Annotated in this window: 16 protein-coding genes; 12 read left to right on the top strand and 4 right to left on the bottom strand. The window is 43.4% G+C overall.

The window, feature by feature from the left end; all coding sequences use genetic code 11:
- The first annotated feature begins 7 nt into the window (after nucleotides 1-7).
- From NF543_RS16865 to NF543_RS16850, 4 genes are read left to right on the top strand one after another with little or no spacing between them, the layout of a single operon-like run.
- Complete coding sequence (locus NF543_RS16865; RefSeq protein WP_257669353.1) at nucleotides 8-451, top strand: SPOR domain-containing protein; 444 nt, start codon at nucleotides 8-10, stop codon at nucleotides 449-451.
- Between the two features lie 10 nt (nucleotides 452-461).
- Nucleotides 462-1,646, top strand: a complete 1,185-nt coding sequence (locus NF543_RS16860) for a M20 metallopeptidase family protein (RefSeq protein ID WP_257669352.1) — start codon at nucleotides 462-464, stop codon at nucleotides 1,644-1,646.
- A gap of 13 nt (nucleotides 1,647-1,659) precedes the next feature.
- Nucleotides 1,660-2,220 (top strand): thiamine diphosphokinase, encoded by a 561-nt coding sequence (locus NF543_RS16855; protein WP_257669351.1) that lies wholly within the window; start codon nucleotides 1,660-1,662, stop codon nucleotides 2,218-2,220.
- Between the two features lie 3 nt (nucleotides 2,221-2,223).
- Nucleotides 2,224-2,724, top strand: coding sequence for a GNAT family N-acetyltransferase (locus NF543_RS16850; protein WP_257669350.1), 501 nt, complete (start codon nucleotides 2,224-2,226; stop codon nucleotides 2,722-2,724).
- 82 nt (nucleotides 2,725-2,806) lie between these two features.
- Here NF543_RS16850 and NF543_RS16845 read toward each other — a convergent pair whose 3' ends face one another.
- Nucleotides 2,807-4,117 carry a M20/M25/M40 family metallo-hydrolase gene (locus tag NF543_RS16845; RefSeq protein WP_257669349.1) on the bottom strand — a complete coding sequence of 437 codons (1,311 nt, stop codon included), beginning with the start codon at nucleotides 4,115-4,117 and terminating at the stop codon, nucleotides 2,807-2,809.
- A gap of 374 nt (nucleotides 4,118-4,491) precedes the next feature.
- Between NF543_RS16845 and NF543_RS16840 the strand changes: the two genes are divergently transcribed.
- Both NF543_RS16840 and NF543_RS16835 read left to right on the top strand, forming a co-directional pair.
- On the top strand, nucleotides 4,492-4,806 hold the full coding sequence (locus NF543_RS16840; protein WP_257669348.1) for a rhodanese-like domain-containing protein: 315 nt from the start codon (nucleotides 4,492-4,494) through the stop codon (nucleotides 4,804-4,806).
- A gap of 3 nt (nucleotides 4,807-4,809) precedes the next feature.
- Nucleotides 4,810-5,001: a DUF6358 family protein gene (locus tag NF543_RS16835; RefSeq protein ID WP_257669347.1), complete on the top strand. Its 192-nt coding sequence runs from the start codon at nucleotides 4,810-4,812 to the stop codon at nucleotides 4,999-5,001.
- 45 nt (nucleotides 5,002-5,046) lie between these two features.
- On the opposite strand, the gene NF543_RS16830 is transcribed toward NF543_RS16835, so the two are convergent.
- The 3 genes from NF543_RS16830 to NF543_RS16820 all read right to left on the bottom strand — a co-directional run bounded on the left by NF543_RS16830 (nucleotide 5,047) and on the right by NF543_RS16820 (nucleotide 7,272).
- Entirely contained in the window at nucleotides 5,047-5,760 is a 714-nt protein-coding gene (locus NF543_RS16830) for a 2-phosphosulfolactate phosphatase (RefSeq protein ID WP_257669346.1), read from the bottom strand.
- A gap of 9 nt (nucleotides 5,761-5,769) precedes the next feature.
- Entirely contained in the window at nucleotides 5,770-6,852 is a 1,083-nt protein-coding gene (gcvT, locus tag NF543_RS16825; protein WP_257669345.1) for a glycine cleavage system aminomethyltransferase GcvT, read from the bottom strand.
- Between the two features lie 78 nt (nucleotides 6,853-6,930).
- Nucleotides 6,931-7,272, bottom strand: coding sequence for a single-stranded DNA-binding protein (locus tag NF543_RS16820; protein WP_257669344.1), 342 nt, complete (start codon nucleotides 7,270-7,272; stop codon nucleotides 6,931-6,933).
- 352 nt (nucleotides 7,273-7,624) lie between these two features.
- On the opposite strand from NF543_RS16820, the gene NF543_RS16815 reads away from it, so the two are divergent.
- From NF543_RS16815 to NF543_RS16790, 6 genes are all read left to right on the top strand, one after another.
- Complete coding sequence (locus tag NF543_RS16815; protein ID WP_257669343.1) at nucleotides 7,625-8,413, top strand: PhzF family phenazine biosynthesis protein; 789 nt, start codon at nucleotides 7,625-7,627, stop codon at nucleotides 8,411-8,413.
- A 139-nt stretch (nucleotides 8,414-8,552) separates the two neighbouring features.
- Nucleotides 8,553-9,317 carry a type I methionyl aminopeptidase gene (map, locus tag NF543_RS16810; protein ID WP_257669342.1) on the top strand — a complete coding sequence of 255 codons (765 nt, stop codon included), beginning with the start codon at nucleotides 8,553-8,555 and terminating at the stop codon, nucleotides 9,315-9,317.
- Between the two features lie 24 nt (nucleotides 9,318-9,341).
- Entirely contained in the window at nucleotides 9,342-10,490 is a 1,149-nt protein-coding gene (locus NF543_RS16805) for a DNA polymerase III subunit (RefSeq protein ID WP_257669341.1), read from the top strand.
- A 2-nt stretch (nucleotides 10,491-10,492) separates the two neighbouring features.
- Nucleotides 10,493-11,818, top strand: coding sequence for a PSP1 domain-containing protein (locus NF543_RS16800; RefSeq protein WP_257669340.1), 1,326 nt, complete (start codon nucleotides 10,493-10,495; stop codon nucleotides 11,816-11,818).
- Between the two features lie 70 nt (nucleotides 11,819-11,888).
- On the top strand, nucleotides 11,889-12,329 hold the full coding sequence (locus NF543_RS16795; protein WP_257669339.1) for a gliding motility lipoprotein GldH: 441 nt from the start codon (nucleotides 11,889-11,891) through the stop codon (nucleotides 12,327-12,329).
- Nucleotides 12,330-12,699: 370 nt separating this feature from the next.
- A complete protein-coding gene (locus tag NF543_RS16790; RefSeq protein ID WP_257669338.1) occupies nucleotides 12,700-14,487 on the top strand; it encodes a glycoside hydrolase family 15 protein in 1,788 nt (595 codons plus the stop codon).
- Nucleotides 14,488-14,513: the final 26 nt, after the last annotated feature.

The following is a 14,513-nucleotide window of genomic DNA, read 5'->3' as shown; positions in this document are numbered from 1 at the left end:
GAGAAAAATGAATAAAAAAGGAATATTGCTTTTTGGCTTATTTTTGTGTTTATGGTGTGTGGACAGTCATGCCCAACAAAAAGGCAAAGTAGAGATTATAGCGGATCCCTTGATTAACTTAATGCAGCGAAACCGCATGGGTACCAATATCACGGCGAATCCTGGGAGTAAAACGGTTGTCGACAAGAAAAACGCGACTCGTTCCAAGGCTATGGGGTTCCGTGTCCAAATCTATTCAGGATCTAACCGTACGGAAGCATATGCTGAACAGGCCCGATTTAAAAAGCTGTATAAAGATATTGATACCTATGTGAGCTATGATGAGCCAAACTATCGGGTAAAGGTGGGCGATTTTAGAAGTAGAGGTGAAGCCCAAAACCTCATGCAGGGCTTACGGAAGCAATTCAACAATGTGTTTATCTTCACGGAAGAGATATACATATATCAATAGAGAAAGACAAATGATGAGAGACAAGGTCAGCGCAGTGGCAGCTCAAATTCACGGTAAAATCATAGCCCTGAGGAGACACTTGCATCAAAATCCCGAACTATCATTTGAAGAATACCAGACATCGGCTTTTGTGAAATCCGAATTGGATGATTTGGGGATTTCATATATTCCCATGGCCAATACCGGATTGGTAGCCGAAATCAAGGGAGAGCAATCTTCTAATAACGTTATTGCATTGCGGGCTGATATGGATGCACTTCCTATCACGGAGGTGCTTGGCCGTGAATATGGTTCCAAGAATACTGGTGTGATGCACGCATGTGGGCATGATGCGCACACTGCTTCGCTATTAGGTACAGCCCGAATCCTCCAATCGTTGAAAGCTGAATTTGGCGGTACTGTTAAACTGATTTTCCAACCGGGAGAAGAAAAGCTACCGGGGGGCGCAAGCCTAATGATTAAAGAAGGTGCATTACAGAACCCCATACCACAGGCCGTTATAGGACAGCATGTGATGCCTATGATTCCTGCGGGCAAGGTAGGTTTCCGTGCAGGCAAATACATGGCGTCTACCGATGAATTGTATGTGACAATTAAAGGCAAAGGCGGGCATGGCGCACAACCCCAACAGAACATAGATCCAGTAGTCATCATGGCGCATATCATCACTGCACTACAGCAGGTGGTGAGTCGTATTGCAGACCCCAAAATACCAAGTGTGTTATCTTTTGGCAAGGTCATTGCCAATGGAGCTACCAATGTCATCCCTGATGAGGTGTACCTTGAAGGTACCTTCCGTACATTCGATGAAAAGTGGCGTAAAGAGGCCCATAGCCGGATGAGAAAAATGGCCATCGGAATTGCCGAGAGCATGGGAGGCACTTGTGAATTTGAGGTTCGTGTAGGTTATCCTTTCCTTGTAAATGAAGAAAAGCTTACCGCAGAAGCCCGGAAATTTGCCGAAGAATACCTTGGTAGGGAAAATGTGATTGACCTTGATCTATGGTTGGCTGCAGAAGATTTTGCCTATTATTCTCAGGTGGCAGATGCCTGTTTCTATCGCTTGGGTACTGGAAATGAAGCCAAAGGCATTATGTCAGCCGTTCATACCCCCACATTTGACATTGATGAAAGCGCATTGGCCTTAAGCACGGGATTAATGGCCTACATAGCGCTGCGCAAATTGGGGAATTAACTATTTAATTGCCATGTCTTCACATCACATTGTCAGGGAAGACCAAGAACCTGCCTTAATCATTGAAGACATCAACGGCATCACCGAGCACCAATTGGGGCAATTACTGGAATGGAGCCCCACAATCATTACCCATAGCGGTAGCTTCGAATCGGTAATCAAACGTGGCATTAAAGTAGATATCCTGTTTGCCAACAAACTCATCGCTTTACCTCAAGACCATATCCTTACCCTGCCTTTATCGGACACGTTTCTTGATGCAGCGCTTGCTTATTTAGTTAAAAAAGATTATCGCGCGGCCAATATCGTTTCCAATCAAGGTGATACTGAGCTTTTATTCAAATACGCTAATGAGATCAATACGACCCTATTGGGTAATGGGATGCGGATCTTTGTAGTCAAATCTCGGTTTAGTAAATGGAGACCCAAGGGAGAGGTCATACGTCTGTACGGAAACAATATCAGTACCATCGGCTTGATGCAACAAGGCCCTAACCATTACCTCACTGAAGCGGATGGTATTTATTCCATCCGTTTTGCGGGGAAGTATGGATTGGTAGGCGAATACTTATAAACTATGAACACTAATACAACTATTCAGCGAGCGAAATTGGCTGATGCCCCCACCATCCATCGATTGGCGAATGAAATCTGGTGGCCTACCTATGAGGATTATATCCCACATGGACAAATAAGCCTGATGCTGGAATTGATATATACCGAAACCGCTTTGAAACAGCAGATGGAATCCGGACAATATTTTTCATTTGCCATGAGGAATGGAGATCCTGTAGGCTTTGTGGGATTTCAACCAAAACCATCGGTTAAAACCATCATGCGGATTGAGAAGATATATGTTTATCCATCTGAGCAGGGAAAAGGTACGGGAAAGCTATTAATCGATCATGTTTCTCAAGCAGCGTTGGCGGTAAATATCCATTGTCTAGAACTGAATGTAAACCGAAGCAATCCGGCAAGGGCGTTTTATGAAAAGCAAGGTTTTGTTATTGTAGAAGAGGTAGACATCCCTTATTATGGCTATATGCTGAATGACTACATTATGCAAAAGCAATTTTGACAATCTATTTCTGTTTTCTTAACCTTGATCGCGCCAATGATACCACATCCGTTCCATTTGATGGAGATAGGGTTAGCTCGGCCTAACGTTCGAGCTTGGGCACCCGCTTTGGTGTATCTTCGCCTGCCACGATACTTCTTGCGCCTAGCGCAATAGCCTTGATGGAAGAAACGATGTTTTCTACATTGAGGGTTTCCACTTCATCCTTTACGGTGTGGTAATACTGGTCTTTATCAATCTGAACTGTGGCAAATGTGTGTGCTGGAACGCCCAACGCCGCCAATGTGGCATTGTCACTACGATAAAATAGATTTTGTGTGGGGTAGGGGTCGGGATGAAACGTAAAGTCCGTGCCTTTCACATTCCGTTGCATGATTTCGGCTAAATCTGACTGCTTATATCCGGTCACATACAAAGAATTAGGACCAAAACGGGCATCCTTGCCAATCATTTCAATATTAATCATAGCCACCACCTCGTCGGCATTGACTTGCTGCGAAAAGTGTCTGGACCCTACAAGACCGATTTCCTCAGCTGTGAAAGCAACAAATAGCAAGGTCCGCTCGTTATCGTTTCGTTTCTTATAGTAATTAGCCAAGCTAATAACCGCCGATACACCTGAAGCATCATCATCTGCCCCATTGGCGATGGAGTCCTGCCCTATGGGGCCGATGATGCCGATATGATCATAATGTGCCGAAAAAATCACATACTCATTGGGCTTGGTTTTGCCAGGGAGCATCCCCACTATATTGAAAAGTGGTAACTCTTCGATCCTATTTGTAAAGCTCACACGAAATGATTGGGGAACTTCATTTGCCAACACATACACAACGGATGGGCTGCCTTTAGAAGTATCAGCCTGCTGTTGGTTAATCCTGCCCTGCATTAGGAAACCTTTATACCGACCAAACATCGTAGTAAAACTGGTATCGATAATAACAACGGCATCTTGATTGCCGGTTGATGCTTCTCTGAAACGTTGAGCGAAGTCTTCGCCCGCCTTGATTTGGATAATTGCTACTCCAGGTTCTGAATTCCAATTCACCCCAGGGCTATTGCTTGATATGATGATATGTTCCTGTGGAATTTCATCCCCATCTAGCATCACTTCCCATGTGGCTGGGCTGATGCGTGTCACATGGAAAGTTTGTCGATAATTATCTTCAGCATGGGGCTGTAGCCCGGCTTTTTTGAATTCAGTAGCAACAAAGTCGGCAGCTCGTTCTATGCCTGGTGTAAAAGAAGCCCGACCTTCCATATCATCAGCTGCCAATGTATTCAACAGCCTTGCTACCTCCTTGGTATCCACAATACGGTCGGTCGATTGATAGACGGCGCATCCCCCCAATAAACAGGATAATAATATGTATAGGTTCAGTGTTTTAAGCATAACTTCATGAGTATAAGAGACTCAAATGTACATATTTTTGAATAAGGTTGTCATACTTTTTGCCGTAAAATAACTAATGAGAATTAGATAAACTTCTTTTTTCTATGAGTGTATGGTTTCAGCATACTTGAGCGGACTAGCTAGTTATACACGATTCATGTGCTTGTATATTAAAAGCAATTTGCCTAAGTTTCATCTGTAAAACCTGTTCTTCAGCGGCAGATGAGAGACCGATAAACCTGTTTTATATGCCGTTTCTATAAACTTGCATATACCTCCGCCAACTGGCGGAAGCTTGAACACAAAAGAAAACTAACTAATGCTTGTGAAAAAAAGCAATTTTATCTAAGTTTGGATACTGAAAACGATGAACCATGAAAGAGATTACTGTTGAAGAACTTAAAGCCAAAATCGATAACAACGAGGATTTTCAACTGATTGATGTACGTGAACCATTTGAGTATGAGACCTCGCATATCAACGGAGAAAATATCCCATTGGCAGAGGTAATCCTTGAACAAGGTAAAATTGCCAAGGACAAACCAGTGGTAGTACACTGTCGCAGCGGCAAGCGGAGCATGCAAGCCATTCTATTGCTTGAACGCGAAGGCTTCGACAACCTTGCTAACCTCAAGGGAGGGATACTGGCCTGGCGTGATGCGTTCGACCCCGATATGCAGGTATATTGATTTATGGTGAAAAAACCCTTTTTGTATAATATCCTATTGAATGTGGGGCTGATACTGATGATCCTCAGTGCATTAGCGGCATACGACAGCAAACTGTATCCCGTCCTATCGATTTCGATGGCAATTATTATCGTGTTGGTTTACCTCAAATATCAATTGCTGAAACAAGTGAAACGGACCAATAAAGACCAATAATCCCAGTTATAGTCGATAACGGTTATTTGTGTGCTTTACGATAGGTTAAGCTAAACAAACAAGCTTGTTGCCCTTCATGATAGGTATTGCCGATACTTTATCTGTCTGTAAGCAGAAAGCGATATCCTGCGAAATGTTTAGCCGCTGCATGCGTTTGCCGTGGGAAGCTTTACTAAGATATACTGCTAGGTTTTTTTCGGCTTCAAGGTAAAGGCTCTCAGCTACATGAGCTGCATCGTCCAATTCAGCCCCCGTGTCTTTGATACGATTTACTACCGCCCCTGAAAAAACAGTATCTTCCAGGTTAACATGATTGTTCCAGCCGGCACACACCAACAATATATGGTGGTTTTGCTTTTTCAACCACGCTGAAAGTGCAGTAATATTTAGGAAGGATCCGATAACTACTCTTTTTGCTCCTGAACATAGCTGAATGGCTCTGGTACCATTAGTGGTGGTAAGCACAATGGTTTTGCCCGCTACTTTATCTTTCGTGTAAGCAAAAGGAGAATTGCCAAAATCAAATCCTTCCACTACTTCACCATTACGTTCTGCTGCAAGCAGATATCCATTTCCTTGATAGGCCAGGCATTCGTCTACCTCTGCGACAGGGATGATAGCTTTGGCTCCATTGGCCAACCCATAGCATATCGAAGAAGTAGCCCTGAAAATGTCAACAACCACGGCAATGGTGTCATCTAAATCGTAAAATGGCAACAATGCAGGGCTTAAGCAGACGCGGATACTTTTTGGATTCATAGACATGTTCTATTTCACGAATGGTGGCTTCACCACCATAGCCTTCACCTTGTTATTTCGGATATCAATGAATAGCTCACTCCCCTCTTTCGCATGGCTAATGGCAACATAACCCATTCCGATTGATTTCTTTAGTGAAGGTGATTGGGTACCGGAAGTAACCCGTCCAATCGCATTGCCATCCACATCTACAATGTCATATCCATGACGGGGAATACCCCGGTCAACCATCTCGAATCCAACGAGCTTATTTTTCAGTCCAGATTCCTTCTGCTTCTTTAGGTTTTCAGCATTGACAAAATCTTTGGTGAATTTGGTGACCCATCCCAATCCGGCTTCCAAAGGCGAGGTAGTATCATCGATGTCATTTCCATAAAGGCAAAATCCCATTTCGAGTCGTAAGGTGTCGCGGGCGCCTAAGCCGATAGGTTTAATTCCATATGGAGCACCAGCCTCGAAAATAGCCTCCCAAACTTTTTTGGCGTCGTTATTGGCGACATAGATTTCAAATCCACCCGAACCAGTATAACCTGTTGCAGAGACCAATACATTATCAATACCGGCAAAAACACCCTTTTTAAACGTGTAGTATTCCATGGTGGCCAAATCGATATCCGTAAGGGTGGTCAATGCCTCAGCGGCCTTAGGCCCTTGTACGGCAAACAGTGAGGTTTCATCAGCGATGTTTTTCATTTCCACCCCATAAGTGTTGTATTTGGATATCCAATCCCAGTCTTTTTGGATATTGGAAGCATTGACCACGAGGAAGTAAGTCTTTTCGTCGATGCGGTAGATCAGAAAATCGTCTACCACGCCACCATTTTCATTCGGGATATAGGCATATTGTACCTTGCCATCATAAAGTTTTGCTGCATCGTTTGAACTTATTTTTTGTACTAAGTCAAACGCGTTGTCACCCTTTAGGATAAATTCGCCCATATGACTGACATCGAAGACCCCTACCCCATTTCTAACGGTCTCATGCTCGTCGTTGATGCCCGAGTATTGGACAGGCATATTGAATCCAGCAAATGGGACCATCTTGGCTCCCAAGGCAATATGTAGGTCAGTGAGGGCGGTGTTTTTTACCATAGCTAAGCAGCATTAATTTGGCGCAAAGCTAATGAAAAACCTAACAGATTTCAAAAACCTGTTAGGTTTAGAAGCGTTTTATTCTGGCTTTCGGTTGAGCTGTAACACCTCGTAGACGTTGACTTCAGTGACATAGCGACTTACACCATCCTTATCAACATATTGACGGTTGACCAATTTGCCTTCTACAGCAATCTCTGAACCTTTGGTGAGGCTCTTCTCCACAAAGGCCGCCTGCTTGCCCCAAAATACAAGACTATGCCACTGGGTATCGGTTACCCATTCCCCCTGAACGTTTCGGTATCGTTCGTTAGTGGCGATGGATACGCGCGCTAAGCTTCTGTTGTTGTTGAATGTTTTCACTTCAGGATTGCTACCCAAAAATCCGGTAAGGCGTACACTGTTTTTTAACTTGTTCATGATACTTAAATTTTAAAACGTGAATGATGTGATTAATGAACGATGATCTCCTTTGATCAACGACGAAGCAAAAATGCGAATGACTAAAAAAATTAGCCGTATATTAGCCGGATACTTCCGTTTTTAAACGGTTATATCCGGTTACAATCGGCTATACAAACCATTTAGTCACAAATGTTTTATTTGTTCGCACAACCTTCAATAGGTTGCCAAGATATTGGCAAAGGTGTATATTTGGAGACTTGGCGTAAAGTGTGAAGATTACATTGTAAATTGAATGGACAACCGAAATAGAATGGCGCCACATTAGAACGAAAAAAATTATACAGCATTAACTTCAAAGGAAATCGAAATGACCATAAGAATTTACCAAATTGACGCGTTCGCCAACCGAGTTTTTTCCGGAAACCCTGCTGCAGTATGCCCACTCAACTACTGGTTAGATGATGAGCTTTTGCAACGAATTGCCATGGAGAACAACCTTCCGGAGACGGTATTTTATGTAAAAAACGATAGTGTATATGAAATCAGGTGGTTTACTCCAACTGTAGAAGTAGATCTCTGTGGCCATGCTACGCTTGCCACGGCTTTTGTTTTATTTAATCATGAAGGCCATCCCGGTAATATCATTCACTTCCATTCGCCACGAAGTGGAGCGCTCACGGTGAAGAAACAAGGCGACTATTTCATATTGAATTTCCCAGCGGATATCTACGAACAAGTACCACTGTTCGATGAATTAACTAATGGCTTCGACATTACACCCATAGCGGCCCTAAAAGGGAAAACGGACTATATGCTGATATTTGAAAACGAAAATCAGATAAAAACAATCACGCCTAATTTTGAGCAAATTTCCAAATTGGATGCCCGAGGCGTGATTATTACGGCAAAAGGTGATAAGGTTGATTTCGTTTCTCGCTTTTTCGGTCCACGAACGGGTATAAATGAAGATCCTGTAACAGGATCGGCCCACACGACATTGATTCCTTATTGGGCAAATTTGCTTCATAAAAACGAATTGATTGCCATACAGCTCTCTGAGCGGACCGGCTATTTGGAATGTAGGTATTTAGGTGAGCGAGTTGAAATCAGCGGGCAAGGCAAACTATATCTGATGGGTGAAATATATGTGGAATAATTGATACAGCCCTTTATTGATGGTTTTTGTTTACGCTATGGTTGACTGGCTTTTTTGCTGCCATCAGACTTGAATTTAGTAACTTTACAAACTTTCAATTAATTGATAATATATTGTTGCAAAGTTAATTTAACAGCACATGTCAATCACAAGCGAATCAGAATTTCTAGGGATGAAGAGAATAGGTGAAGTCGTTGCGACTACACTGCGGAAAATGACGGCATATGCCAAACCAGGCATGACCACTAAGCAGCTCGATAATTTTGGTCGTCAACTTCTCGAAGGGTATGGCGCAAAATCAGCACCGGCATTGGCCTATAATTTTCCGGGATGGACCTGCATTAGTCTGAATGGCGAGATCGCGCATGGTATACCTTCGGATAATAAGACGATGCACGAAGGCGATCTGATAAACATTGATGTTTCCGCGGAACTCGATGGTTATTGGGCTGATAATGGGAGTTCATTTGTCCTCGGGCAAGATTTTTACAACCACCGACACCTTGTTGATATCTCCAAACAAATTTTGCGAAAAGCCATTGATAACATTAGAGGAGGTGTTCGCATTGCGGAAATTGGTCATTTAATCGAAACAGCAGCAAAAAAATCGGGATATACGGTCATAAAAAACCTGACGGGCCATGGAATAGGCAGGAAGCTGCATGAGGAACCGAGCGAGATTGCTAACTACTATGATCGGTTTAACCAATCCAGATTCAGAAAAAATTCGGTGGTGGCCATTGAGACCTTTATTTCTACCCGTTCAACCATAGCGAATGCATTGCAGGATGGGTGGACATTAGTAGGCAACAGCGGTGGTTTCGTCGCGCAGCATGAACATACCATTGTTATAACGGATGGAAGACCGATTGTGCTGACGGAGATGAACGGGATATGGAACTGATTGAAAGCGGATTCTAATCGCGATATGCTATTTAAAGAAATCATCGGGCAGCAGCAGGCAAAACGACACCTTATCAATACGGTAAGGGAAAATCGCGTGAGCCATGCCCAACTTTTTCTTGGTCCAGAAGGGAGCGGTAGCTTGGCGCTGGCTGTGGCTTATGCGCAATACATCAACTGCGAAAATAAACAAGCCGATGATAGTTGCGGAGCATGTGCTTCATGCAGGAAATATGGCAAGCTCATTCACCCTGATTTACATTTTTCGTACCCCTTTTTCGCCAAACATAAGGAAGATACGGCCGCTACTTATGCGGATGAATGGCGGAAAGCCTTCTTGGGCAACCCCTACCTCGGTCTCGACTTCTGGCGCAACCAATTAGACGCTGAAAACAAGCAGGCCAACATCAATATTGCAGAGGCCCATCACATTATCAAAAAACTAAGCTTTAAAGTCTTTGAATCTGAATACAAGGTGCTTATCATGTGGTTGCCGGAATATTTGGATACGCAGGGCAATGCCCTGTTGAAGCTCATTGAGGAGCCCCCTGCGAAGACCCTTTTCCTATTGGTGGCGGAAAACCAAGATAAGATCTTAAACACCATCATATCACGTACCCAGTTAGTAAAAATAAATCGCCTTGATACGGATAGCGTAAGCAAATACCTAATATCTGCTCAGCAATTAGGTGAACATCAAGCCACCGAAATTGCCTTCATCAGCGATGGCAATATACAACAAGCCATCACCTTATTGGGAGAAGACACCAAGGGTCATTTCGATCTGATGATTCGGTGGTTGCGTCACTGCGTTACAGACGCTGGCCCATCGCTGATTAAAACCTGTGAAGAGGAATTGTCAAAATTAGGGCGTGAAAACCAAAAAAGTTTTTTACTTTACACCATTAATATGATGAGGCAGGTAGTGTTGCTCAAAGAGCGCATGCCGCAACTGGTCCATTTGCCGAGTGCAGAGTTGGATTTTGCGCAAAAATTCAGTAAACATTACCGTCTGGACCAAATTGAGCCGGCGATTGATTTATTTGAGAAGGCGCACTATCATATAGAACGCAATGCAAATCCGAAAATATTGTTTTTAGATTTATCTTTGCAATTGGTTTTAATATTCAAATATCAAACGATCCACCAATTGGCGGACTCAATATATAAATAATTATGGGATGTAGCAGTTGCTCATCCGGCGGAGGGTGTGGTAGCACACCTGCAGGTTGCCAGAATAACGGCGCTTGTATGACGAGCGGATGTAATAAATTAGATGTTTACGATTGGCTGGTCCACATGGACATGCCAACAAATTATACACCCTTCAACATTGTGGAGGTTAGGTTCAAGGGGTCAAGGAAAGAATTTTATGTCAATCACGATAACCTATACCTTGAAATGGGAGAAATGGTGGTCGTGGAACCTGCCACGGGTGGATTTGACATCGGCCACGTGTCGATAACGGGTGAATTGGTACGGCTGCAATTGAAGAAAAACAGTGTAGACGTCGCCGATGTAACCAAAAAGATCTATCGTAAAGTCAACGATACCGACATCAAGAAATGGCAAGCAGCCAAAGACTTGGAGTGGGAAACCATGCACCGGGCCCGCAAATTGGCTCTTGATCTTGGCCTATCCATGAAAATCAGCGATGTAGATTATCAGGGAGACAAATCCAAAGCCACTTTTTACTATACAGCAGATGGACGAGTAGATTTCAGGGAGCTCATTAAGCGAATGGCAGAGGCATTCCGAATCCGGATCGAAATGCGCCAAATCGGTATGCGGCAGGAAGCCAGCCGTTTAGGGGGGATAGGTTCGTGTGGAAGGGAATTATGCTGCTCTACCTGGCTGACCGATTTTAAAACCGTTTCCACTTCGGCAGCGCGTTACCAAAATCTTTCGCTTAATACCTTAAAACTAGCGGGACAATGTGGAAAGCTCAAATGCTGCCTGAATTACGAACTGGATAGCTACATGGATGCGCTCAAGGACATTCCCAATAACATTGAGCGGGTAGAAACCCAAAAAGGTACCGCTTGGCTCCAGAAAACTGATATTTTCAAGAGACTGATGTGGTTTAGCTATCCTGGTGAGGAAAATTGGATTCCGCTCACAACGGATCGAGTAAGGGAAATCAATCAACTAAACAAAGAAGGAATAAAACCTGAGGAAATTGGAGCCGTCGTCATCGATATTGTGGAGGAGAAGCAAGTAGTTTATGATTATGAAAATGTAGTAGGTCAAGATAGCCTCACCCGTTTGGATGAACGGAACAAGAAAAAGCGCCGGCCAAGTAGGGGCAAACGGAAACCTGAAGGTAAAAACACCGCCACCTCGCAAACGCAGGATAAGCCAGATAATAAAATAGCCCACGCAAAACAGACTAAACCGGAGAGCAAGGCACCGGATGAAAAACCTTCAAAACCGAAAAAACGCTTTCGGGGCAATAATAACCGAAAAGGAAGAAATGGCGGCCAGCAACAAAGCAACACATAACGGTAGAAATCTCATAGGTTTGCATCTGCTCTGTGTGCAAGCAAAACCTATACGATTTTGTTATTGGCTGATGCTGTTCGTTATGCTGGCTTCGGCTTGCACAGACACCGCTTTGTTGGACAATAGCGTCGCTATTTCCGACCGTAAATGGCATTATGAAGACCAGCCGGAAATAGAAGCCCATATTACGGATACCAAAAAAAGGTATAACATTTATCTCAACTTGAGACATACACCGGATTATAAATATTCTAATATTTTCGTATTGGTACATAGGCACGAACCTAATGGGAGGGATACAACCGAACGATTTGAAGTACGCCTTGCAGAACCTGATGGCCGTTGGTTAGGCCGTGGGATGGGAAGTACCTTTTCACATCAACAATTGTTAAAGGAGCATTTTCGATTCCCTGATACTGGGAAATACGTATTTAAGTTGGAACAAAATATGCGTGAAAATCCGTTGGATGAAATAACCGACGTAGGAATCCGGATTGCACCGGTTGAATGATATTAGGACGCCTCCGGCCATGAATAAGCTACAGAAAATTATTATACACGCCTATTTTAGCTATGTGTATGTCTTTGTTGTCATTTTTTGCATAATCAGTCTACTCGTTTTACCGCAAGGACACCCCATTGTGCCCTATGCCGTTGTCATGGGCATGGCCATGTTTGGGTTGCATATGTACCGTAAACACACGATCAAGAGATCCCGAAAATGTTAGTCCAAAGCTATTGATCACACTGTAGATGCTCACCATCATTTAATACGTGGTGGATTTCGGATATTTCTAAAGAAAAGTATTTCATCGGTATTGTTTTTGACACGATAAATGAGACTTTGCTTTATTAGCTTACATACCAAATGCCGTTAATACATGGAAAATCGACACGTTTATAACTCTGCCATTATTGGAAATTGCTCCTTTATTGCTCATGTACAGCATGATACCAATATTTCCTGGCTATGCTGGCCTTCATTTGATAGCTCGTTTATATTCGGTAGCCTATTGGATCCCGAAAAGGGAGGGAGGTTTTCTACTGAACCTATCGGAGAATTCACCAGTAAACAGTATTACATCGAAAACACCAATGTGCTGCGTACGGAAGTGACTGCTGTAGATGGCAGCTATCGGATTACAGATTTTGCCCCTCGATTTAGGCAATATGAACGATACTTTAAACCGCTAATGCTTATCCGTAAAATTGAACCATTGGATAACCGGCCAAGATTACGGATTATCTGCAATCCAGTATGCGATTATGGCTTGGGGACTTTTCAAAAATTTAGGGGTAGCAACCACGTTGAATTCAACAACGGTGTTGAACGAATGCGATTAACAACGAATATCCCAGTCAGTCATTTTTTTAAAGATGAGCCTTTTGTATTAAGTGAGGCAAAATACCTAGTATTGACGTATGGCGAACCGCTGGAAGCCCCCCTTGAACATACCGTTGAACACTTCCTGAGAGAGACCATCGGCTATTGGCGTACCTGGATAAAGCACGCCACCATATCCACATTTTATCAAGAAGCGGTTATCCGCTCCGCTCTTGCGCTCAAAATCCACCAAAATGAAGATACGGGAGCTATTATAGCGGCAAGTACCACCAGTCTGCCGGAGTATCCGGGTAGTGGCCGCAATTGGGATTACCGGTACTGTTGGCTGCGCGATAGCTATTATGTGATTACCGCCTTGAACCATATCGGGCAGTTCGAAGAAATGGAACACTATGCCAATTACGTTACCAACATCACGCATGCTGATACCGGAAGGCTCCAACCATTATATGGTATAAATGGAGAATCTCAGTTGACCGAGCATATCCTCAATCATCTAACGGGATATCTGGGCAATAAACCGGTACGAATTGGAAACCAGGCATACGAACATATCCAAAATGACGTGTATGGACAAGCAATGATCGCGTTATTACCGCTCTATACCGATTATCGTTTTGTTTTCAAGGAACGTTCAGATGCTGGGCCTTGGGTGGATTACATTCTGCGAAAAATGGAGAAAACCATTGATGAGAAAGATGCCGGAATCTGGGAGTTTCGCAATTTTGCGAATCATCACTGCTACTCTAACCTGTTCCAATGGGCTGGTAGTTCGGCTGCTTATAAAATAGGGAAGATAGTAGGAGATGAAAAGTTAATGAAAAGAGCCAAATCATTAATGGATAACGCGGCACAATACATCGAGGGCTGCTATGAGGCGGAAAGACAGGTTTATACCAACGCCGTTGGAAGCCAAAGCTTAGATGCTAGTACATTACAGCTCATTATGATGCATTATTTGGATCCAGCATCCGAACGTGCCAATAGCCACCTCATGGCGCTAGAGCGCGAGCTTAAAACCCCTGAGGGATTGTTTTACCGATATTTGCATCCAGATGATTTTGGCAAACCGAAATCAACTTTCCTGATTTGTGCCTTTTGGTATGTAGAAGCATTGGCCTGTGTCGGGCGAATAGACGAAGCAGTAGATACGTTCGAACGGTTGCTCACCTACGCAAACCCCTTAATGTTATTCAGTGAAGATGTGGATGAAACCGACGGTAGCCAATGGGGTAATTTTCCACAAGCATATAGTCATGTAGGGCTCATGAATGCAGCTTATCGCATTTCCATGAAACTCGATCGCCCGATTTTTATGGGGTAAGTAGCAACTTATTACTTATTAGCGCA

The organism is Parapedobacter tibetensis (assembly GCF_024704835.1).
Taxonomy (GTDB): Bacteria; Bacteroidota; Bacteroidia; order Sphingobacteriales; family Sphingobacteriaceae; genus Parapedobacter; species Parapedobacter tibetensis.
The sequence above is the reverse complement of the archived record's forward strand: the minus strand, read 5'-3'. Positions and strand labels throughout refer to the sequence as shown.